23 protein-coding genes are annotated in these 22,855 nt (G+C 40.0%); 13 read left to right on the top strand and 10 right to left on the bottom strand.

Translation table 11 applies throughout. The features are described from left to right. Positions 1–37: 37 nt before the first annotated feature. From AC25Y5_RS05780 to AC25Y5_RS05770, 3 genes are all read left to right on the top strand, one after another. Positions 38–193 (top strand): Spo0E family sporulation regulatory protein-aspartic acid phosphatase, encoded by a 156-nt coding sequence (locus AC25Y5_RS05780; protein ID WP_482103846.1) that lies wholly within the window; start codon positions 38–40, stop codon positions 191–193. A 281-nt stretch (positions 194–474) separates the two neighbouring features. Then, on the top strand, positions 475–1,341 hold the full coding sequence (locus AC25Y5_RS05775) for an NAD(P)-dependent oxidoreductase (RefSeq protein WP_488139491.1): 867 nt from the start codon (positions 475–477) through the stop codon (positions 1,339–1,341). A gap of 87 nt (positions 1,342–1,428) precedes the next feature. Continuing rightward, positions 1,429–1,887: a chemotaxis protein CheW gene (locus tag AC25Y5_RS05770; protein ID WP_488139490.1), complete on the top strand. Its 459-nt coding sequence runs from the start codon at positions 1,429–1,431 to the stop codon at positions 1,885–1,887. 75 nt (positions 1,888–1,962) lie between these two features. Here the strand turns inward: AC25Y5_RS05770 and AC25Y5_RS05765 are convergent, their stop codons facing one another. Continuing rightward, the gene (locus AC25Y5_RS05765; protein WP_482100283.1) at positions 1,963–2,427 is read right to left on the bottom strand and encodes a YkyB family protein; all 465 of its coding nucleotides are present in this window, start codon (positions 2,425–2,427) and stop codon (positions 1,963–1,965) included. A 240-nt stretch (positions 2,428–2,667) separates the two neighbouring features. On the opposite strand from AC25Y5_RS05765, the gene AC25Y5_RS05760 reads away from it, so the two are divergent. The 6 genes from AC25Y5_RS05760 to ccpC all read left to right on the top strand — a co-directional run bounded on the left by AC25Y5_RS05760 (position 2,668) and on the right by ccpC (position 9,708). After that, positions 2,668–4,713 carry a putative bifunctional diguanylate cyclase/phosphodiesterase gene (locus tag AC25Y5_RS05760; RefSeq protein WP_488139489.1) on the top strand — a complete coding sequence of 682 codons (2,046 nt, stop codon included), beginning with the start codon at positions 2,668–2,670 and terminating at the stop codon, positions 4,711–4,713. 970 nt (positions 4,714–5,683) lie between these two features. After that, positions 5,684–6,442 (top strand): 2,4-dienoyl-CoA reductase, encoded by a 759-nt coding sequence (fadH, locus tag AC25Y5_RS05755; RefSeq protein ID WP_488139488.1) that lies wholly within the window; start codon positions 5,684–5,686, stop codon positions 6,440–6,442. A gap of 53 nt (positions 6,443–6,495) precedes the next feature. Continuing rightward, a complete protein-coding gene (locus tag AC25Y5_RS05750) occupies positions 6,496–6,726 on the top strand; it encodes a hypothetical protein (RefSeq protein ID WP_488139487.1) in 231 nt (76 codons plus the stop codon). 106 nt (positions 6,727–6,832) lie between these two features. Next, a complete protein-coding gene (gene cbpB, locus AC25Y5_RS05745) occupies positions 6,833–7,273 on the top strand; it encodes a cyclic-di-AMP-binding protein CbpB (protein WP_488139486.1) in 441 nt (146 codons plus the stop codon). Positions 7,274–7,334: 61 nt separating this feature from the next. Then, positions 7,335–8,834, top strand: a complete 1,500-nt coding sequence (locus AC25Y5_RS05740) for an MDR family MFS transporter (protein ID WP_488139485.1) — start codon at positions 7,335–7,337, stop codon at positions 8,832–8,834. After that, the gene (gene ccpC, locus AC25Y5_RS05735; RefSeq protein ID WP_488139484.1) at positions 8,815–9,708 is read left to right on the top strand and encodes a transcriptional regulator CcpC; all 894 of its coding nucleotides are present in this window, start codon (positions 8,815–8,817) and stop codon (positions 9,706–9,708) included. The genes AC25Y5_RS05740 and ccpC overlap by 20 nt, the downstream gene beginning before the upstream one ends. Before the next feature lie 132 nt (positions 9,709–9,840). On the opposite strand, the gene AC25Y5_RS05730 is transcribed toward ccpC, so the two are convergent. The 7 genes from AC25Y5_RS05730 to AC25Y5_RS05700 form a co-directional block, all read right to left on the bottom strand. Next, positions 9,841–11,034 carry an MFS transporter gene (locus AC25Y5_RS05730; protein WP_488139562.1) on the bottom strand — a complete coding sequence of 398 codons (1,194 nt, stop codon included), beginning with the start codon at positions 11,032–11,034 and terminating at the stop codon, positions 9,841–9,843. 132 nt (positions 11,035–11,166) lie between these two features. After that, positions 11,167–12,240, bottom strand: a complete 1,074-nt coding sequence (locus AC25Y5_RS05725; protein WP_488139483.1) for an ABC transporter substrate-binding protein — start codon at positions 12,238–12,240, stop codon at positions 11,167–11,169. After that, on the bottom strand, positions 12,237–13,037 hold the full coding sequence (locus AC25Y5_RS05720) for an ABC transporter permease (protein ID WP_488139482.1): 801 nt from the start codon (positions 13,035–13,037) through the stop codon (positions 12,237–12,239). The genes AC25Y5_RS05725 and AC25Y5_RS05720 overlap by 4 nt, the downstream gene beginning before the upstream one ends. After that, positions 13,021–13,845: an ABC transporter permease gene (locus tag AC25Y5_RS05715; protein WP_488139481.1), complete on the bottom strand. Its 825-nt coding sequence runs from the start codon at positions 13,843–13,845 to the stop codon at positions 13,021–13,023. The genes AC25Y5_RS05720 and AC25Y5_RS05715 overlap by 17 nt, the downstream gene beginning before the upstream one ends. Then, positions 13,835–14,941, bottom strand: a complete 1,107-nt coding sequence (locus AC25Y5_RS05710) for an ABC transporter ATP-binding protein (protein ID WP_488139480.1) — start codon at positions 14,939–14,941, stop codon at positions 13,835–13,837. Before AC25Y5_RS05710 ends, AC25Y5_RS05715 begins: the two co-directional genes overlap by 11 nt. A gap of 61 nt (positions 14,942–15,002) precedes the next feature. After that, on the bottom strand, positions 15,003–15,545 hold the full coding sequence (locus AC25Y5_RS05705; RefSeq protein WP_488139479.1) for a helix-turn-helix domain-containing protein: 543 nt from the start codon (positions 15,543–15,545) through the stop codon (positions 15,003–15,005). Between the two features lie 159 nt (positions 15,546–15,704). After that, on the bottom strand, positions 15,705–17,159 hold the full coding sequence (locus tag AC25Y5_RS05700; RefSeq protein WP_488139478.1) for a hypothetical protein: 1,455 nt from the start codon (positions 17,157–17,159) through the stop codon (positions 15,705–15,707). A 72-nt stretch (positions 17,160–17,231) separates the two neighbouring features. Between AC25Y5_RS05700 and AC25Y5_RS05695 the strand changes: the two genes are divergently transcribed. The 4 genes from AC25Y5_RS05695 to AC25Y5_RS05680 all read left to right on the top strand — a co-directional run bounded on the left by AC25Y5_RS05695 (position 17,232) and on the right by AC25Y5_RS05680 (position 19,669). Then, the gene (locus AC25Y5_RS05695) at positions 17,232–17,555 is read left to right on the top strand and encodes a hypothetical protein (protein WP_488139477.1); all 324 of its coding nucleotides are present in this window, start codon (positions 17,232–17,234) and stop codon (positions 17,553–17,555) included. A 199-nt stretch (positions 17,556–17,754) separates the two neighbouring features. Further along, positions 17,755–18,297 carry a peroxiredoxin gene (locus AC25Y5_RS05690; RefSeq protein ID WP_482100296.1) on the top strand — a complete coding sequence of 181 codons (543 nt, stop codon included), beginning with the start codon at positions 17,755–17,757 and terminating at the stop codon, positions 18,295–18,297. Positions 18,298–18,383: 86 nt separating this feature from the next. After that, on the top strand, positions 18,384–18,836 hold the full coding sequence (locus AC25Y5_RS05685) for a TlpA family protein disulfide reductase (RefSeq protein ID WP_482100297.1): 453 nt from the start codon (positions 18,384–18,386) through the stop codon (positions 18,834–18,836). 173 nt (positions 18,837–19,009) lie between these two features. Beyond that, positions 19,010–19,669 (top strand): potassium channel family protein, encoded by a 660-nt coding sequence (locus AC25Y5_RS05680; protein WP_488139476.1) that lies wholly within the window; start codon positions 19,010–19,012, stop codon positions 19,667–19,669. Between the two features lie 997 nt (positions 19,670–20,666). On the opposite strand, the gene rnjA is transcribed toward AC25Y5_RS05680, so the two are convergent. Further along, complete coding sequence (gene rnjA / locus AC25Y5_RS05675; RefSeq protein ID WP_488139475.1) at positions 20,667–22,334, bottom strand: ribonuclease J1; 1,668 nt, start codon at positions 22,332–22,334, stop codon at positions 20,667–20,669. A 2-nt stretch (positions 22,335–22,336) separates the two neighbouring features. Continuing rightward, positions 22,337–22,546, bottom strand: a complete 210-nt coding sequence (locus tag AC25Y5_RS05670; RefSeq protein WP_488139474.1) for a DNA-dependent RNA polymerase subunit epsilon — start codon at positions 22,544–22,546, stop codon at positions 22,337–22,339. Positions 22,547–22,855 lie beyond the last annotated feature (309 nt).

The raw sequence follows: 22,855 nt of genomic DNA, 5'->3' as shown, positions 1-22,855 counted from the left end.
AATATTTTAACTATCTTTTATATTTGGAGGGATCATCTTGGAATGGAGTCTTGAAGAAAAAATTGAAATGATGCGTGAAGAGATGATTGAACGAGCGTTGAAAAAAGGACTGAATGCTGACGAAACGATAGTACTTAGCAATGAACTTGATTATCTCATGAATCAGTATGAAGAAGAAAAAAATAACTTTTGAGCAATGAAAAGATTTAGCACATATAACTCTATCTGTTACGGAAGAAGAAGGAATCACATTTTTAGATGACCTAGAAAAAATATTTTACAAACAATGTTTAATAACCTTGGAAAAGGGGGAAATTAAGGTAGAACACAGCAACATTCTCATTTCCCCCTTTTGAGGACGGAACCCTATTCACAGGGTCCGTCCTCCTTTTTTTGAAAATTTAAATGAATGATGGAAAAAATGATTTTCTTTGATACGATAAATAGTGCTACTACTAATTAGGGGGAATCGTATTGAAAATAGAAAAGGTGGCATTTATCGGGACAGGTGTAATGGGTGCCAGTGTTATTAAACACTTACTGAAGAACAATTATAGAGTGAACATCTACACACGTACAAAAGAAAAGGCGGAGCCACTCATTGAGGCAGGTGCAACCTGGTCGGATACAATCGGGGAAACTGTGAAGGGTGCAGACCTGGTCTTCACGATGGTCGGCTATCCGACAGATGTAGAAGAAATCTATTTTGGTGAGAATGGGATTTTTAAAAATGGCAGGGCGGGACAGATCCTTATAGATATGACGACATCTAGTCCTGCGCTAGCGAAACGGATTGCAGAACGAGGGGGCAACCTGCAAATGTCTGCAATTGACGCACCTGTTTCAGGTGGGGACATCGGTGCAAGGAATGGAACGTTGTCGATTATGTGTGGTGGTGACGAAAAAACGTTTAATGCAGTTCTTCCGATTCTATCAAACTTTGGAGAACAAATTGTTTATCAAGGAACGGCCGGTGCTGGACAGCACGCTAAAATGTGCAATCAGATTGCAATTGCTTCAAATATGATCGGTGTTTGTGAAGCACTAGCGTATGCTGAAAAAGCAGGGTTAAATACTGAAACAGTCCTGAAATCCATTTCTACTGGGGCAGCGGGTTCATGGTCACTGTCGAACTTGGCACCGCGTATGCTAAAAGGAGACTTTGAACCAGGTTTTTATGTTAAACATTTTTTGAAAGACATGAATATCGCTTTGATAGAAGCGGAAGAAATGAATTTACCACTTCCGGGTTTACAACTTGCGCGTGAAATGTACGAGCAGCTTGAACAGAAAGGCTTCGCGGAAAAAGGGACACAAGTTCTTTATAAAAGATATGAATAAACCTCAATAATAGCTAAAATAGACCGAAAATAGACCTAAGGAATGAATCTAATCAATAACGATCATCAATAGGTGGGAGATGGACATATGAACACGATAAAATCCGATGAAGTCACATATGAAGTTTTTGAATTTGTAGAGTTTCAAGTCGGACAAAGTAATTTTGGACTGAGTATTCAACATGTTCGTGAAATTATTCAACCTGTTCCAGTAACTGTATTGCCACATGCCCATCCATTTATCGAAGGAATTATACAATTACGGGGCGAAGTGCTTCCGGTCATTGATTTAAGGAAGGTAACAGGAAATACAGATTTTAATGACACGGAGGAATCGAAGTACATCGTAGCGGAATTCGATGGCACAACAGTTGTTCTGGATGTGACGAGTGTCACACAGATTCAACGCATTAATTTCACTGATATTGAACCTGCTTCAGACATGTATATGGGTGATAAAGTACCCGTTTCAGGCGTTATCAAACGAGACAATGGCATGACGCTCCTCGTCGATTTTGAAAAAGTGATTGCGGAACAATTTAAATAAATGAACATGGAATAGTTCAGGTGAATTTGAATAAACTGACTGAATCCTAATGATCAAGATAGGATTCAGTCAGTTTCATTTTCCGTCTAAATAAGAGGAGCGAAAACTTTGAGTGTTTTGCATCGTATGGATTGATTTTTTTGGAGGAACCTTTTTCTTCTCGCGTGTTTTCTGCTGAAGTGGTTCTACATAATTGGAAAGAATTTCACGAGCTGTTTTAAGACTCATTCGTTCTTGTGGGTTACGAGATGTCGGATCTTGTTGTCCGAGGTGTGGAAGTGTGTTGAAGTCTTCTTTTTCTGGGAGTGTGTGAAAGAGGAATTCGTCACAACGAACGAGGACCGTGGAATGCTGCTTGCTAAATTTCGGATTATCGACAAAGTGTAATCCGATTTTTTCTGCGTTGCCTGAACGAATCAGTTTATCAATCGCCATTTTTTTAAATGCATAAAGTTGTTTATTATCAGGAGCAGTTTTAGCGTGTCGATTTACTGTATAGATGGCAATCGCCAATTGACGGATTGAATGTTTATGTTTCAAAATAAGCCTCCTTTATAAATGATTGTGTGATTGCATATGTTTCGATAATACCAAGAATGATAAGAGTTGTATACCTCCTTACACAAATAGTTGTGAAATCATGGAAAATTAAATTAGTACCCTTATGGATACATGGTCTTCTGTAAATGGTACAAACTATTCTTGAAGTACAAACAAAAGAATTGAATAGATTGTTGTTCGGTGAATCTTTAAGCATACAGACTATAAATGGAGGCACTCATGAGAAAAACTGAAGCAGAAGACCAGATAGATAAAATAGTAGAATCCTCTATTTTTAATCATTCTTTCAAAATGTCCATACTAATTAGGAAAAATGAAAAAGAGGGGTTTGAAGTACTTTATGCTAATGCATTAGCTTTGCAATACTTTGCTAGAGAAGTCCCGTTATCAGCACAAGAATTTTTTGGAGATATGTGGGAATCGTTCATACAAATTATACATAAATATCATAATCACTTCGATTTTGCGACTGAAATTCTAGTAATGCAAAACGGACTGAAGGGATTATTCGAATTGGATTTCCACTTCCATACTAAAGAGTATGAAAGTGAGTATATCTATGTTGAATTACGTGAACGAATGGATATCGCCGCGGAAAGAGAATTACAAACAGAATTGCAAAACAAATATAACTCTGTTATTGACCACAATATAGATCCGATTATAACCATTAATCAAAGCATGAAAATTATCGATGCCAACCGTGCAGTTCATTTAGCATTCGGTTATCGTTTTAAAGAACTTTCCGGCCGTACATTCATTGATCTGCTAGGTGAGGATAAAATAGCTGAGTTTCAACAAATCCTGCACCGTGCCCTATCTGGCGAATCAGTGGAGATGGAAAGTTCGACCTTTTTCCACAAACGAGGCCACTTATTACCTACTTATATGAAGCTGATTCCTGTCTTCGTGTTTGAAGAAGTAAAAGAAATTCACCTGATACTACGGGATACTTCTGCCAATCAAAGAAATAATGAAAAACTTTTTTATTTATCTTATCATGACCATATGACAGGTCTATGGAATCGCCGTGCGATGAAGGAGCATTTTACTGAAGACGCCACCTATGCCTTGAAAAGTGATGAACGACTATCATTCATACACCTTGGCCTAGATCGTTTTAAGATGATTAATGAATCGCTTGGACATAATGGTGCAGATGAAATTTTGAAAATCGTTGCAGAACGCTTAAAAGTAATTTGTCCCTCATCGGGAAGATTATACCGAAATGGAGGAGATGAATTTATCGTCTCCTTGCAAAATCATTCTGTTTCAAAAACGGAGAAGTTTGCGCAAAAGTTATTAAATGATTTTGGAAAACCTTTTTACTTCAACCATCAAGAATATTTCATATCTGCGTCCATAGGCATTGCTGTGTATCCAGAGGATGGGAAAACGCTGGAAGATTTGTTGCGGAAGTCAGAACATGCCCTTACCTTTGTGAAAGATCGCGGTCGTTCTCATTATCGTTTCTTTCGTGAAGAGATGAATTCAACTTTCCCTGATGAAGCATTGATGGAATCGCATTTACGTAGATCGATTGAACTGGAAGAATTGGCAATCCATTATCAGCCCCAAGTCGATTTGAAAACAGGCCATATTAGCAGTTTCGAAGCACTTCTTAGGTGGAATAACCGTAAATTCGGATTTGTTTCACCCGCACTATTCATCCCGATTGCAGAAGAATCGGGTCTCATACATGGGATAGGTGATTGGGTATTGAATCAGGTATGCAGTCAGTTGAAAGAATGGCAGGACAAAAGGTTCAAGGCGGCACGGATTGCTGTAAATATTTCACCAAAGCAGTTTAGAATGGAAGATTTTTCGGAAAAATTAAAAAGTAAAATTTTAAGTTATGGCATTGTACCTTCTTCCTTGGAAGTGGAAATTACAGAAAGTGCATTGACAGAAATGACTGAAACGCTTAGAACACTCAATGACCTGAAGGAGATTGGTGTAATAATTTCTGTCGATGATTTCGGCACAGGTTATTCGTCACTTAGTTATTTGAATCAGTATCCAATCGACATCATTAAAATCGATCGTTCTTTTATCAAAGATATTGAAACAGATGTGAAAAATGAAGCAATCGCGAAGACAATTATTAATCTGGCTCATAACTTGGGAATGGAAGTTGTTGCTGAAGGGGTTGAAAGGGATTTGCAGGCTCAGATTCTCCTGGAGGCCAAGTGTCAGAAAGCACAAGGGTTTTTATACAGCAAAGCGATACCTATCGAGGAAATCGTTGAAAAATATTTTGAATAGTCAACAGAAAACGGATAACTGGGAAAATGAGTTGTCCGTTTCTGTTACTATATGTTGAACCCAATATATTTAGATTGAATCAAAATTCCTGCTAATACCGCTTCTGCGCTTTGTGGATGCCTCCCGCGATAAGCCAGAAAGGAGATCGCTTTCAGTCTTATCGCTTCGGCTACCACGAAGTCGCGCCTTCGCTGGATAGGTCAATGTAAGAAAGCGTATTTCGTTATTAGGGATGAGATTTGCAACTTGTACTGCCATAAACCGGGTGAATGTGATTAACATCAGTTGCGATACATGGAATGAATTAGAATCCCTGCTAATACCGCTTCTGCGCTTTGTGGATGCCTCCCGCGATAAGCCGGAGGAGAGCACTTTCAGTCTTATCGCTCCGGCTACCACGTAGACGCGCCTGCGCTGGATATTCTATGTATGAAGGCACATTTCGTTGTCGGGGATTAAAATTGCAATCTGTAGTCTGTCTTTCATCAGTGTAATTTGAATCAAATAGTACTCACATTATAATTTCATTCCTTACATCTCGAATTTACTTTCAATAATGGAACAACCCCAGCGCAGGCGCGGCAAAGGGGTAGCCGAAGCTCTGAGACTGGATGCGAAGCGTTAATCCAGGCTCATGGCGAGAGGTATCCCCAGAGCGCCAAGCGATCTACAACCCACACTCCGAATCACAACTCACTCTCGATAATGTACACCCCAGCGCAGGCGCGGCAAAGGGGTCGCCGAAGCCCTGAGACTGGATGCGAAGCGTCAATCCAGGCTCATGGCGAGAGGCATCCCCAAAGCGCCAAGCGATTTTTAACCCACACTCCAGCGGATTCGATGGGTTTCTTTATTTCAACTTAAATAGGCACATTTTTTACTGTCAACCCAATCCTATTAATCTCGTCATATAGCAAATAAAATGATACAATAATGAGTGAATATTCATTCATTATGAGGGGGAATGGAAATGTTTGAAGGAAAGGTATTTATTGTCACTGGTGGATCGAATGGAATGGGGAAATATATGGCGAAGAAATTTGCTGCTGAAGGTGCCCAAGTTGTTATAACAGGCAGGGATATGGATAGATTGAAACTAGCGCAAGAAGAAATTGGCGATCATGCCCACGTCTTCCAGATGGATGTACGAAAAGTAGAAAATGTGGATGCATTAGTTGCTTTCACTGATGAAAAGTTTGGTAGAATCGATGGTCTCGTTAATAATGCAGCGGGAAATTTTATTGTTAAAGCAGAAGATTTATCGCCAAATGGCTGGAATACTGTAATTGAGATCGTCTTAAATGGAACATTTTACTGTTCAAGGGCTGTCGGGAAATATTGGATTGAAAAAGGTCAAAAAGGATCGATTATAAATATGCTTGCAACATATGCGTGGGATGCAGGAGCAGGTGTTGTTCATTCCGCAGCAGCCAAAGCAGGCGTAATGTCGTTAACAAGGACGCTAGCGGTTGAATGGGGTACACAATACGGAATTAGGGTGAATGGGATAGCTCCGGGTCCAATCGAGCGCACAGGAGGCGCAGGCAAACTCTGGGAATCAGAAAAAGCTGCGAAACGTACATTGGCTTCAATTCCTTTAGGTCGCCTCGGACAGCCGGAAGAAGTCGCAGAACTGGCTGCATTCATCATGTCTGATAAAGCATCTTATATGAATGGAGAAATTGTTACGCTTGATGGTGGCCAATGGTTAAAAAGTTATCCGTTTTGATGATTAACTATTTATAAATAGTGCATCCTACCTTCGAAAGGAGAGATGTACGCTTGGAAATTTGGACAGTACCATTTGTCATCGTTGTTTTGATCATCATCTCGATTAGTGTTGTTTCCGTATGGAAATGGAACAAGGCGTTTGCAGTTATAAGTGGACAAGATATCCAGACTGCTGCAGAGAACGAAGATCATCCGTTTACTTTGAATCCAATTATTTGGATTTCTCTCACCGCTGCATTCTTCATTTTAATTGTCATTTTCTATTATGCAACCTCTTCTTAATCGGAGAGGTTTTCTTTGTCAAATTGAGGAAAGAATGCCCTTCTTATGATATGATAGATATGTAGTTTTTAGGTGAATAGCAAAGCTACAGAAGGAGCAGATTTACATGATATCTATTAATAATAGGGATTTTCTTTTTACACCAATCGCGGAATTTATCATATCGTCTGAAAAAGTTGCCCACGTGCAGGTTGGTAATAATGCGGAGCACGCTCTCCTTGTTCTGACAAAAACAGGTTATTCAGCTATACCGGTCCTTGATGCGAAATATCATCTCAAAGGGTTGCTTAGTATGGGAATGATAACAGATTCGATTTTGGGTCTTGAACGTATCGAATATGAACTTCTAGCAAACTTAAAAGTAGATGCAATTATGCAGACTGATTTACCAACTATAAAAACGAGTGATCGGTTCCAAAAAGGACTTGATCTTTTAATTGACCATACTTTCCTATGTGTTACTGAAGAGGACGGTACATTTGCCGGTATTTTAACGCGAAGGGTGATAATGAAACAATTTAAAAAATTCATTTATTCAGCTCAATAAGAATTTGTGGTTTAACGACTGGCTCCTTGGCGGGGCCTTTTTCTGTTTGAAAGGAGACTGTATGGCAGTGAAGACCATTAAAAAAACGAATCGTCCATTGGTACTAATTTCGGTTATGCTGGCTATGTTTGTCGGGGCGGTAGAAGCAACTATTGTATCAACGGCAATGCCCGCAATAGCTTCAGATCTCGGAGGGTTTTCAAGATATAGTTGGGTTTTTTCTTCTTACTTACTGATGAGTACGGTAACTGTTCTTGTCTATGGTAAACTTGCGGACATATTTGGTCGTAAGCCAATATTGTTTATTGGGTTGTCCATTTTCATTATTGGTTCCATTTTATGCGGTTTTGCCGTTTCAATGGAGCAGTTAATTGTTTTCAGGTTATTACAAGGTATTGGCGCAGGAGCTGTTATGCCGATTGCAACGACTATCGTCGGTGATATTTATACGACTGAAGAACGCGCAAAAGTCCAAGGGTATTTATCGAGTGTCTGGGGGATTTCTGCGGTATCCGGTCCTGTCATCGGCGGGCTGATTGTCCAATATATGGATTGGAAATTTATCTTTTGGGTAAACGTGCCACTAGGCATTCTTGCTATGGTCGGTATCTACTTGTTTTTACACGAACCTCAGCGTTCGAAAAAAGTGTCAATTGATTATAAAGGGGCCATACTTCTTACATTATCATTATCCACAATCCTCTTTTGGCTCGTTGAAGGCGGTCAGTCATTTGGTCGACTGTCATTTTACAGCATTACTCTTATTGTGGTGGGGTTCGGAGCGCTGGCATTATTCGTCAGAGTTGAGAGAAAAGCAGTGAATCCCGTCATGCCATTCGCAATGTGGAAGAATCCTGTTATTTTGTATGCGAATCTCGTATCACTTACGACAGGTATCATATTAATTGGTATTTCATCCTATTTACCAACATATGTGACGGGTGTCATGGAGCAACCTGCGATTATTGCTGGATTCACCTTGACGGCAATGTCCATAGGCTGGCCGATTGCGTCGTCTGTCGCGGGGCATTTATTGATCCGCTTTGGTCCGTTTACGGTCTCTTTTGTAGGGGGCATATCACTTGTTCTAGGGACATCTTTGTTTGTTATGATGAATGCAGCGTCTGGACCGTGGTGGGCTGCCATGTCCAGCTTCTTTGTTGGTATCGGTATGGGATTGACGAGTACAGCTTTCACTGTAACAATCCAAGGGGCGGTTTCAAGAGAGATGCGAGGTTCTGCGACTGCTGCTAATATGTTCATGAGAAACTTTGGAAATACAGTAGGAGCCGCACTCTTTGGAGCTATTTTAAACGGTATGATAATGGCGGGTTTCAAAAAAGAGAACCTAGATTACAGTTTAGATGATATTAATCTTCTTCTAACCGAAAAGCTGAGGCAAACATTACCAAACTCAAATTTGAATTTGTTACAAAATATCCTCGATGGATCTTTAGAATGGGTGTACATTGCTGTAGCTGCTTTTGCTGTAATCAGTTTGCTTTTGATATTGAAAATCCCGCGTGGAAAGGAGTTTCTTCATGACGACGACAGAACTTGAAATCATCAAAGCACTTGCTGAAGAAGGGAATATGCGAAAAGCGGCGGAGCGCCTTTTTTTATCGCAACCTGCGCTTTCCCAGCGTTTGCAGTCAATTGAAAAAGAATGGGGAACAATATTGTTTCTTCGCTCTCAGAAAGGACTTGAGCCAACACCTGCAGGAGAACTTGTCATCGCTTATGCACATGAAGCAATCGTTAAGAGGGAAGAAACGTTTGAAATGATTGCTTCGATGGCTGACAGGGTGCACGGTACTTTGAAGATAGCATGTGCCTCTATTGTAGGTCAGACTTGGTTGCCACAAATATTACAAGAGTATGTGGAAAGGTATCCCGATGCAAAAATCTCGCTGATAACGGGTTGGAGTTCAGAAATTGTTAAAGCGTTATATGAGGGTGAGGCACATGTGGGTATCGTGCGTGGTCAGGTTGATTGGAAGAGCAGAAAAACCTATTTATTTCGGGATCGTCTCTATTTAGTGGATCGTGAAATTAAATCAATTGATGAATTAAAAGACACGAAAAGGCCATTCATCCAATTTAAAAGTGATTCAAACTACCATATGGAAATCCAGCGGTGGTGGCAGCGTCATTTTCATCAAAATCCTGGACGTCAGATTACAGTAGATCAGATTGAGACGTGCAAGCAACTCGCGATAAACGGTATCGGTTATGCGATTTTGCCTTCGATTACGCTTACTGGGGATGAGAATGTCAATAAAATACCTCTTTTAAATAGCGAAGAAGAGTTCGAATTGACGCGGGATACATGGCTGATAGGATACGAATCTTCGTTCGCGTTGAAACAAGTTGATGCGTTCACACAAATTGTACAGGAACACGCAAAGAAATTACAAAATGATTATAACTTTTAAGGGGTTTTAACGACTCTAGTGGAGTCCGGATCGAGCATTGCGTAATTTAATGAGAAAATCCCTATCACGCCGGAATAATAGCCGGTATGATAGGGATTTTTACTTGAATGAATAGGTGACTGTGGATTTGTGTTATAGCTTTGCTAATAATTCTCCGTTTCGTTTTGACCAAAAGCTGGCGAGGGCAAAACAGATGAGCAGGATGATTGTTCCGATGATGTATGGGTAGATAATATTAACATCGAACAATACGCCTGCGAGTGCCGGTCCAATCATGTTTCCTAAGCTCATGTAAGCAGACATCATCCCTGCTGCATAGCCTTGTTCGCTGCCAGCAAGTTTGGAAACGAGGGTGTTGACGGCTGGTCTTAGAAGAGATGTGGCTGTAAAGAAAATAGTTGCAACGAAAAGAATAGTGAAAAATGAATCGACGAACAAAATACCAATCATCCCTAGTGCCGCGATGATAAGATTAACTAGAATGACACGCATTTCACCAAATCTTTTAAACAGTTTATTGATAACGAATGTCTGAGCGATAACTCCTACAAAACCTCCAATTGTAATAATGACGGCGATTTGAGAAGGCGTATAGCCATATTTGTGATCAACGTAAAGAGAAATGGTTGATTGGAAATTAGCGAGTCCAAAAGAAAAGACGAACATTACAATTAACATGACAAAGTAAGGCGTTGTGGTAGATCGTTTCATCTGTTTGAATAGATTTTCACTCTTTTTTTCACTTCCAGGTTCAACAGCACTGCTAGTGGCTGGATTCGGCAAAGCAAAAACTGAGATAACCGCTGCAATTAAAGCTGCTCCTGTGGAGAAGTAAAAAGGGAATTCTAAACTAATTTTTGAAAGGGCGCCGCCGATTGCAGGGCCAATCATGAATCCAAAAGACATTGAGGCACCCAGCAGACCCATCCCTCGACCTCTTTCTTTGTACGTAGTGATATCGGCAACAAACGCCATCATTGGAGGGATCATGAAGGCAGCACCGAGTCCAGAGAAGAATCGTGCGACGTAAAGCATCCATAATTCTGTGGCTAAACCGAATGCGAGTTGGGACAGACCCATAATAATCAAACCAATAATGATCAATTTTTTTCGACCATGTTTATCAGATAAATCACCGGCAAGCGGAGAAAAGATAAATTGTGAGAATGAAAATATTGCAATTAAAAAACCGAGTGCTTGACCAGCAACCCCGAACGTTCCGAGATATTCCGGCATGATAGGAATGATAAGACCGAATCCTGCCATGGCTATAAACATATTGAACATTAAAACATATAAAGCGAAATTATTAGACTTGTTTGTCAGAAATACCACCGCTTTCTAAACTACTTCTGTAACTAAACTATAATACCATAAGCTTCATTTGAATACATATTAATACAATATTTAATTAATGAAGACGACCTAAGTAGAAAACAAAGGTCGTCAATCATACATTCATTTCATATCCATTTTGAATTCCAAGAATAACTCATTGTAATGTCCAAGCATTTCAAGTCCAAGATTGCGATAGACTTCAAGATGTCCTCGTGTTTCTTTGTCTGGGTAGAAGCGCTCGTCTTCTGTCACTTCAGGATCCAAAATATCCATAGCAGCTATATTCGGGGTAGAGTAACCAACATAATCAGCATTTTGTGCCGCGACTTCGGCATCGAGCATAAAGTTGATAAACGCATGTGCACCTTCGATGTTGGTAGAGGTACGCGGTATTACCATATTATCAAACCAAAGATTTGAACCTACTTCGGGAACAATATAATTGATATCCTCGTTTTCATACATCATGTCTGCGGCTTGACCGGACCATGTTAGTGAAATCGCTGCCTCACCGTTAATCATCAGTTGAGTTACTTCATCTCCGATAACCGCTTTAACATTAGGACTTAAGGTTTTCAGCTTATCAGTCGCTTCTCTCAATTCGTTTAAATCAGTGGAGTTCAATGAATAGCCTAATGAATTCAGACTCATTCCTATGGTTTCTCTTGCGCTGTCGACTAGTATAACTTGCTGTTTTAGAGATGGATCCCATAATTTATCCCAGCTATCAAATGTTTGACCATCCAACAGCTCGGGATTATAAGCGATTCCAAGTGTCCCCCAAAAATAAGGAAGAGAATATTTATTGTCAGGATCAAAAGGCAAGTCTAGGAAATAGGGGTCAATGTTTTTTATGTTTGGAATTTGACTGTAATCGAGCGGGACTAACAAATCTGCATCGCGCATCATTTCAATCATATATTCCGAAGGCATTGAAATATCGTATGCTGTCCCGCCTTGTTCGATTTTTCCCATCATCCCTTCATTCGAATCAAATGTTTCGTAGGATACTTTAATTCCAGTTTCTTTTTCAAATTGTTTCAGCAAATCAGGATCAATGTATTCACCCCAGTTATAAACGGTGATGGAATCCTTACTGGAACGTGCACCTCCGTCATTCAATTTCGAATTGACGAAAAGCAGGACTGCGGAAACAATAAGAATTATTACTGCACCACGTATAATGTCTTTCATTTCCTCACCCCCGAAAGTGGAGTTTTAGTTTTGCGGCTTATCGCATAGTAACCAAGTACAAGTCCGACTGTCACTATGAAGATAAGCCCGGACAATGCATTGATTGTCAGTGTTATTCCTGAGCGTGCCATTGAATAAATTTCAACGGAAAGTGTGGAGAATCCGTTACCTGTAACGAAAAATGTTACCGCAAAATCATCAAGGGAATATGTCAACGCAAGGAAAAATCCTGCTAATATGCCTGGTTTAATGAACGGAATGATGACGCGTGTCAAAACATCTCGTTTGGTAGCACCTAAATCGAGTGCCGCGTCGATAAGTGTGGGACTCATCTCTTGCAGTTTCGGCAGCACCATAATTACGACAATAGGGATGCTGAAAGCAATATGTGAAATTAGTACAGAAGCGAAACCAAGTTTCACACCAATTAGTGTGAATAGGATGAGGAACGAAGCACCGATGATGACATCCGGGCTGACAATTAATATATTATTGAGTGACAGTACGGCTTTGCGCATTGCTTTGTTGCGCATGAAAACAATTGACAGTGCACCCAGTACACCGATTGCTGTAGAAACAAGCGCTGATAAAAGTGCGACAATAATCGTGTTAAGTAGAATGACAATTAACCTCGTATCCTCAAAGACAGCCGAATAATGTTTAAGGGTGAACGATTCGAAATTCGACATTCCGCCGCCCGAATTGAACGAGTAAAAAATTAAATAAAATATAGGGGCATATAAAATGATGAAAACGGCAATCAAATAGATTTTAGGGAGTTTATTTAATTTTTCCATTGATTGTCGACCCCCTATCATTGCTGCTTGTAATCAACATAATGAGAAACATGAATAAAATCAGGAATACGGCGATGGTGGAACCCATACCCCAGTTTTGTGTAACAAGGAATTGTTGTTCAATTGCAGTTCCTAGTGTAATAACTTTATTTCCAGCAATCAGTCGAGTAATCATGAATAACGACAGGGCAGGGATGAAGACGACCTGAATTCCCGACTTAACCCCATTTAAAGTAAGTGGCCAAATTACTCGTCTGATAGTTGTCCATGAATTTGCTCCAAGGTCGCGGGATGCTTCGATGAGCACAGGATTCAATTTATCGAGTGAATTGAAAATCGGTAAAATCATGAATGGGATAAAAATATAAACGGAAACAAAAACAAAACTAAAATCGGTGAATAGAATTTGTTGTTTGCCGATCCCTACCGTTTCCATTAATGCATTTATGGGGCCATAGAGACCGAGAAGACCAATGAATGCATACGTTTTTAAGAGAAGATTAATCCAAGATGGAATAATGATTAACAAAAGCCAAAGTTGCTTATGCTTCGTCTTCGTCAGGAAATAAGCAGTCGGGTATGAAAAGAGCAATGTGAACAAAGTGATTAGAAACGCATACCAGAACGAATTGATGGTCAGTTTTAAATAAACCGATGAGAAAAAGTTGATATAGTTGTCAAATGTAAAATTGCCACTTAAATCAAAAAAAGAATAGTAAAGAATAAGTGCAATCGGTGCAATGACGAATAGTAAAATCCAAGTGGCATAAGGGATTGTATAAAATGGACGCAATGGTTTATTGTCCATCGACCAATACCCCATATGCCTCAAGTCTGGCATCAAATTCTTCTTCAGTTTCATTCAATCGCATAACATGAATGTCTTCCGGATCAAAATCAAGTCCAACGACTACGCCAACTTCCGCTTTTTTAGTGGAATGAACAAGCCATTCGTTGCCGTCTTTATCGTAAGTGGATAGTTCATAGTGAACACCACGAAATAATTGGGTATCTACTGTAACGTTTAGTTTCCCCTTATCCACCGTTGTCAGTTCTAAATCTTCCGGACGGATGACGATATCCACTTTTTCATTGGGATTTAGTCCTTTATCAACACATTCAAATGTTTGTCCTGTAAATTGGACTACAAAGTCTTCAATCATCTTCCCTGGTACGATATTAGATTCGCCAATGAAGTCAGCAACAAATCGGTTAATGGGTTCATCATAAATATCTAAAGGCGTTCCTGATTGCTGTATTTCGCCAGTGTTCAGAACAAATATTTCATCAGACATCGCCAAAGCTTCTTCCTGGTCATGGGTAACGAATACGAATGTTTTCCCCAGTCTCTGTTGCAGTTCTCGAAGTTCATATTGCATTTCAGAACGCAATTTTAAATCGAGGGCCGATAGCGGTTCATCGAGTAAAATAACTTCCGGATCATTGATGATTGCGCGTGCTATAGCTACACGTTGACGCTGTCCGCCTGACATCTCCGCAATTTCCCGATTTTCATAACCTTCTAGATTGACAAATTTTAGTGCTTCAATGACGCGACGTTTGACTTCAGCTTGTTTTACCTTTTTAATGCGCAGACCAAATGCGACATTTTCGAAAACGTTTAAATGGGGAAACAAAGCGTAATCCTGAAAAACAGTGTTAACTTGACGTTCATTGGCAGGTATATTGTTGATCTTTTTGCCGTTGAAGTAAATTGTACCTTCCGTTGGTTCGATGAAACCTGCAATGAGTCTTAGAATCGTCGTTTTACCACAACCGGAAGGACCTAGAAGTGTATAAAACTTTCCACGTTCCATTTCGAATGATACACCGTCCAATACGGTTGTATCATTACTGTATTTTTTTGTAACATTTTCAAAACGGATAATCGGTTGAGTCGTCATGTAGACACCCCTTTTTCTAATAGTGAAAGTTCTGTATGGTCTAGTCTTGCCGCATTTCGTTTTATAAATAAGATTCCGTCACAACAAGTAGTATCTCACTCGATCCATTGTATGCGTTTAATAAGCGGTGATGCTCCGATGCTTCATAATAAACAGCATCTCCCTTAGTGGCAAAATGGTGTGAATCTCCAATTTCAATACGTATTTTGCCTTTTAAAACATAGATAAACGTTTCAGCTGGTGAAGGATCGAATCTCTTGAACTCTCCCATTTCATGAAAAGTTAGGAGAACCGGTTCTAATTCATTTTCATTGGAACGTGGCACCAACCAACGAATATCATATTTCAGTTCGTCATCGACGAAGATTGTCTGATCTTCAGCGGAAAATACGACTTTCACATTTTTTGTGGGTTCATCGAAAAACTCTTTTGGTGTCGTACCGAGCACCTCCAACAAAGCAAAAAGTGTTTCAATGGAAGGGGAGTTTAGATTCCGTTCTACTTGTGATATATGTCCTTTTGTTAAATTTGTCCGTACTGCAAGTTCTTCCTGTGTCAGTCTTTTTTTTAGACGTAGGCTTTTTATTTTACTTCCAATCTTCATGGACATTCCTCCCCAATTATTATGGAGTTTAGTGATAGTATACTCGAAGTTTACTAAAAACCCTTTTAATTATACAAAATCTAGGTCGGAAATCAAGAACTATTATTTATAAAATATAACCGGAAGACCCTTTTTGTGAACGAAGGGTTCCGGTCATAATCATTCGTGCGTATTTGATTTCTTTTGTCGCAGTTTACCTAACACCATCTTTCCGATAGTTGTGAAAGTTAAGTACACAGATAGAGCAATTCCGCTCAACGCAGTAACAAGGGATATCCATTCAAAAATAGTATACGTAGAAAGTGCTTTCCAGCCTGAAGGAGACGCCCAATCATCTATGACTAAGTTCATTCCGTAAATTCCTGAAACGACGGTAAAAATAGTAAGGATGAGTAGGAGCATGTTCATCCTGTCAGAAGCAATGTTTTCCTGGCTTTTATAAAGTTCCTGCAAAGTCTTATTTACTTCTTTAAATAAGCTGTCTATAGCAAAGGATTGCCGGAATCTCATTGAAAGTTCTTTACCTTCCGAGCGCGTACTGATTTCTTGAAAATAATACCAGGAAGTAAAAAGAGTAATGAGTTTGATGAGTGATTTGACGTATTCCTCGTCTTTTTTCCAATTGATTTCACTATAATTGAACGATACTTGTAAGAGCATGACTTTATAAAAGTAGTGTAGAAGAAAATTATAGTAATGGGTCCCCATGTATTGTGAAAGCTCCCTGGACATATCTTTAGGAAGATGATTCGTTACGGTGATACACGCATGTTCAGTTGCAATGGTATAGGTATCCGGAGCCCATCTATCGTGCAGCGAATTGCCCAAAGAACGGTGGATGTATTCAGGGTTCTTTGCAGATATGAATGGCTTTCCATCAGGTGACCGTCCATCCAAGGCGCCCATCCGATACAATTGATCCTCAGTTATTTGTGAATCTTCCCGACTGAAAAGAAATGCAGAAGCGTACATTCTCTCATCCTCATAGTAAGGCAGTGAACCGAAATAGCCGTTCAGATTTTTATCCTGGAGAAGGAAATCTGTCAAAAATGGACAGAGGTGAACAAAAAGCAATTCGTGTATGGATAAGCCATCTCCATAGATAGGAGAACTAATTGTCATTCCCCGCTCCTCTACCAACTTTTGATCGATTGTCCTGAAATGATGCATAAAATCAAGGACGTCTGAGAGATCCGATTCTTCATTGTCTAATTGGACTCTAATTGATAGAAAGGCCAGGCCGAATGGTGCTACGACGATATCTATACTGTGGATGATGAAGGGCAGACTTGTATCTCTGACTCTGTATATGAAGCGTTCTTGTATAGATTTAGTAAACCTATGGAAACCGTTCTCCTTCAGCGATGTAGGAAAAATTTTACGTTCGATATAGGGTAAAAAGTATTGTTCAAGTTCCTTTCCGTCTACCGTAATTCCTTCTCCGTAATAGTTTGCCTTCTCAGCGTTGTCGTTCAACTGGAAATAGGAAAAGGCGTTTTTATTCATAGCTAAGAATAGCTCATCTTTTTTACTACTGTCATAACCTAAAGGTAGAATGAATGACATATGTGATCGGAGAATATCAAGTTTAGTGATAGTTACTGATGTCTTCAACTGAATTCACCCTCGGCAATTGAAATTTTGTCTTTTCATGGTACAATATAGCGAATAAAGGGGGGACTTTGATTGGGAAAAAAGAAAGTTTTCTATTTGGACCCTAATGATCGAAAATGGACGATGAGAGATCTAGGATTCGGCTGGGATTCACTAGAAACTCTAATAACGAATAAAAAAGGATTCGAGGGTATTTACTATACGAAAAATCGGAAAATCCTCCGTATACATGAGCTAGCCAATCACTGTAAAGTTTGTCTTGATGCATTGGATTATAATGACGAACACGATTCCATCTTCTGCCCGGCGTGCGATGAATGGCGGGAAGACTCTTGCAGCGATCCAGGTTGTGAGTATTGTTTAGCACGCCCACCAAAACCATCTAATTGTAAATGACACTTACACACCTCTTCCCTAAATAGGGAAGAGGCTAAACATACTAATTGTATAATCGTCATGGATTTGCCACATATTGAGTAGAGTGTAGTTTGGACAAGCCACTCTATTTGAATTAGGGCATTTTTTTTGTTATTCTTGAAAAGGATTGTGCGGGTGAGATGACCTAGCACAAAAGAATTAGTGGAGGGGTTATTTAATGATTAATCGTATGGTAGGTAAGCAAGCTCCAAGATTTACATTGGATGCAGTACTTGCAGATAAGTCTTTTGGTAAAGTAAGCCTTGAGGAAAACATGAAAAATGATAAATGGACAGTATTGTTCTTCTATCCAATGGACTTCACATTTGTGTGCCCAACGGAAATAACAGCAATGTCTGACCGTTATGATGAGTTCGAAGATTTGGATACAGAAATTATTGGACTTTCAACAGATACAATTCATACTCACCTGGCGTGGATTAACACTGATCGTAAAGATAATGGTCTTGAGCAATTGAAATACCCACTTGCTGCAGATACAAACCACAAAACGTCAAGCGATTATGGTGTTTTGATTGAAGAAGAAGGCGTAGCGTTACGCGGTCTATTCATCATTAACCCAGAAGGTGAACTGCAGTATCAAACTGTATTCCACAACAATATCGGCCGTGATGTAGATGAAACACTACGAGTTCTACAAGCTCTTCAAACGGGTGGACTTTGCCCGGCTAACTGGAGACCTGGTCAGAAGACACTTTAAGATAAAGTTCAAATCTTACTAAATGAAATCCCCGTGCATATATTACGCAGTGGGGATTTTTTTGAAAAATGAAGGAGGATATAGATATGAAATTACGTGATCAATTACCTGAACTTGAAGGTGCGACAGCATGGTTAAATGGAGAATTAGTGAAGACGGATTTGGTCGGTGAAAAGCCGACGCTGATTCACTTTTGGTCAGTCAGCTGCCACCTTTGTAAAGAAGCAATGCCTGAAGTTAACCAATTTAGAGACAAATATAGCGAGGACTTAAATGTCGTCGCAGTTCATATGCCGCGCTCGGAAGATGATCTGGACTTAGATCAAATTAAATCAGTTGCAGCTGAACATGATATTACTCAACCAATATTCGTTGACAGTGAAGCGAAACTTACCGACAAATTTGATAACCAATATGTTCCGGCATACTATGTGTTTGATAAAGACGGTCAGCTGCGTCATTTCCAGGCGGGCGGCGGAGGCATGAAGATGCTTGAGAAACGTGTTAACCGTGTACTAGATGAAATGAAAAAAGAGTAGGATTTGGCCCGATTTCGCATTTGCGGCATCGGGTTTTTTAAAACAGAAGAATGTTTAAGGATTACCGAAGTTGATAGGCGATTTGTTATTGTTGTTTAGCTCCGGGCGCCTTCTGCTTTTCTTAAATATGATAAACTATTCGCATCCGGTTAGTGGATAGGGAGGGGTGCTATATGAAAAAGGAATTTGCAGTGATTGGATTGGGCCGATTTGGAGGCAGTATCGTCAGAGAATTGATCGAACTCGATGCTGACGTCATGGCGATTGATATATCACCTGAAAGAGTGGATCAGTATGCCCAATTGGCAACGCAAGCAGTAGCTGCTGATACTACTGATGAATCGGTTCTTCGATCACTTGGCATCCGAAACTTTGAACACGTTGTTGTTGCGATTGGCGAAAATATACAAGCTAGCATTTTGACAACGCTGATGTTAAAAGAAATTGGTGTAAAAAAGATAACGGTGAAAGCACAAAATGATTCGCATGAGAAAGTTTTGCGGAAAATTGGTGCCGACCAGGTTGTCCATCCCGAACGTGATATGGGTATCAGAATTGCGAATAATATGGTATCAAACAATATACTCGATTACCTCGAATTGTCGGACGAGTTTTCAATTGCAGAAATAAAGGCAAATGATAAACTTGTTGGATTTACACTAATTGATCTTGATATTAGAGCGAGATATGGTGTGAATATCGTCGCTATTAAACGAGGTAAGCAAATTCTTGTATCCCCTCAGGCAATTGAAAAGATCAGGCTTGAAGACATCTTAATTGTAATTGGATCGGATGAAGAAATACACAAGTTTGAAAAGAAAGCACTTCATTAAACGACCGTAAAAAACCTTAAATGCACTCAGCTATGAAATAATAAGCCAACTAACATCGAATTAGAACGATAGTCAGCACTGCCATTGGCGGTGCTATTTGTATTTCCGCTAACAAGACAATTTGACGGTTTTCGCGGCATATTCAAAATGAATATATCCTTTGTCAGGCCATCCCTAGTGTGTTCATTATTGACAGAGTATGGGATTGAGAGTGTGGATTGTAGACCGCTTGGCGCTTTGGGGATGCCTCTCGCCCTGAGCCTGGATTAGCGCTTCGCATCCAGTCTCTTGGCTTCGGCTACCCCTTTGCCGCGCCTGCGCTGGTGTGTCCATTATTTAGTGAGTTGTGATTTTGAGATTTATGGACTGAGATTATAAGGTGATTACTATTTGATACTAATTTCATTGAAGATAGAAGTACTATAGATTGCAATTCTAATCCCCAATAACGAAATATGCTTTCCTCTTACATAGACCTTCCAGCGAAGGCGCGACTTCGCGGGAGGCATCGAGGCCACTGAAAAAGTTCTTTAATATAATAAGAACTAGTTGATTGTAGTGGAGAGCGGCGACTCCAGCGGGAACAGCGCGAGCGGAAGACCCCACAGGAACGCAGTGACGAGGAGGCTGAAGCCGTGCCCGCGGAAAGCGTCCGCTCGGAACGGAAATCGACGGGATTGAAGGGAATCGGACTTTTTCAGTGCCCTCTGAGGCATCCGCAAAGCGGCGAAGCGTTATTAGTAGGAATTCTACATCACTCGATGTATTGCGACTTTTATTAAACGCACTCACTTAATTGAAGCAAACCGTATTCCTAGTTGTACTTTAGCCGCAAGTTCTGACATATAGGAAAAAGTAAAGAGCCCAATTCATATGTGAATTGGGCTCTTTTTGTGTGTTAATTTAGTTTTGTACCAGTGCAATGAACAAGTAAGCATTCAGTGTTATAACATTCCTTTTGAAATGCAATAATTACTCAATTGTGTTCTTAAATCAATTAAACTTCCATAATGACAGGAAGAACCATTGGCTTACGTTTTGTCTTATCGTATAGATAAGGTCCGAGGACATCGATGACTTCACTTTTTAGTGCGTCGAAATCTGATGGTGAATTGGCGAGCTTCCGCTGCATTTGTTTCGAAAGCATCTGTTGTGCTTCATGAATCATTGCACCAGATTCGCGCATATAAACGAATCCACGGGAAATGATATCTGGACCTGAAACTACGCGATTGCGTTTCAAGTCTACTGTTGCAACAACAATGACGAGTCCGTCTTCAGATAGAATTCTGCGATCACGCAATACGACGCTTCCAATATCACCTATCCCGCTTCCGTCGATATATACATCGCCAGAGGGGATACGGCCTGCAAGGTGTGCTTCGTCTTGTGTAAGAGCCAGTACGTCACCGTTACCCATAATGAACGTATTCTCTCGTGGGATATCGCAAGAGACGGCAAGGTCGGTATGCATTTTTAACATTCGGTATTCACCGTGTATCGGCATGAAGAATTTTGGTTTAATCAGTCGAAGCATTAATTTCTGTTCTTCTTGAGAACCGTGTCCGGAAGTATGAATGTTGTTTAGAGTACCATGCAGTACATCTGCACCCGCGCGGAACAATGCATTAATCGTTTTATTGACGCTAAGCGTATTACCCGGAATTGGAGATGAAGAGAAGATAACCGTATCACCGGGATGGATTTGAACTTGACGATGTGTACCATTAGCAATACGTGAAAGTGCTGCCATTGGCTCACCCTGACTACCAGTACAAAGAATCATTACTTTATTTGCAGGCAATTTATTAAGTGATTGCGTATCTACAAATAATTCTTTAGGCGCATCAATGTAACCGAGTTCACGTCCAATTGTGATGGCGTTATCCATGCTGCGTCCAAATACCGCAATTTTACGTCCAAATACTTGAGCTGATTCAATGACTTGCTGCAATCTATGGATATTCGAAGCAAATGTCGCAAAGATAATTCGACCTTCAACTTTTCTGAATATCTCATTCAAGCTGTCGCCAACTTTTCGTTCAGACATTGTGAAATTAGGGATTTCCGCATTCGTACTATCAGATAGCAGGCATAGAACACCTTCGCTTCCGATTTTTGCCATTTTAGTCAAGTTTGCGGGTTCACCAACTGGAGTGAAGTCAAACTTGAAGTCGCCTGTATGAACAATGTTACCTGACGGTGTCTTAACTACAACACCGAAAGCATCTGGAATACTGTGTGTTGTCCGGAAAAATGATACTGCCGTTTTCCGAAACTTGAATACATCATCCTCGCCGAATGGAATCAGCTTTGTAGTTCGTAACAGACCGTGCTCTTCAAGTTTGTTTCTCAATAGTCCAAGTGCAAGCTTACCGCCATAAACAGGGACATTAATTTTACGAAGTAGATAAGGAATACCGCCAATATGGTCTTCATGACCATGAGTAATAAATAGGCCTTTAATCTTGTCCACATTTTTTTCGAGATACGTGTAATCAGGAATGACATAGTCGATTCCTAGTAACTCATCGTCAGGGAATTTTATCCCTGCGTCAATTAAGATAATTTCGTCTTGAAATTGCACACCATATGTGTTTTTACCGATTTCCCCTAGTCCGCCTAAAGCGAAAACGGCAGTTTCATTGTTTTTAATAGATTTCATCCTTAAACCTCTTCGAGCTCGAAATAGGGTGCAGCCTGCTCATGTTCTAGATGAACACCTTCAAGCAATTGGATGAATTCGATATTATAGCCACGATCTTTTAACTTTTGGCGGACTGACCTCTCCGAGTCCGCTTCGATGTACATGCTTTTAGTGTTTTCACGGACTGGTACTTGAAGTGTAGTTTCTTGGTAATATACTTTATAAATCATCGTTTGCTCTCCTTTTTACGTTCGTTTGAACTGATTCTCTTTATAGTAGCATGACACTTCTTTAAAATAAAGAAAAGCCCACCAATTTCATGGCAGGCTAATATGTTTAAGCAATAGTTTTCTTTCCGAGTATGCCATTTAGCCGTTTCAACAATTTGCGTTTTAGGCGTTTATACATGGCTATATCACTCCTCGAAATCATTATACCAAATTCAGAACCTTCTGTCAAGTGGGATTTTCAGCAAAGCTGAAAGATCCTTCATTTATCTCGGTCTTCTTGATTTTCAGCAAAGCTGAAAGATCCATCAT

The organism is Sporosarcina sp. Y1011, assembly GCF_057669885.1.
The sequence above is the reverse complement of the archived record's forward strand: the minus strand, read 5'-3'. Positions and strand labels throughout refer to the sequence as shown.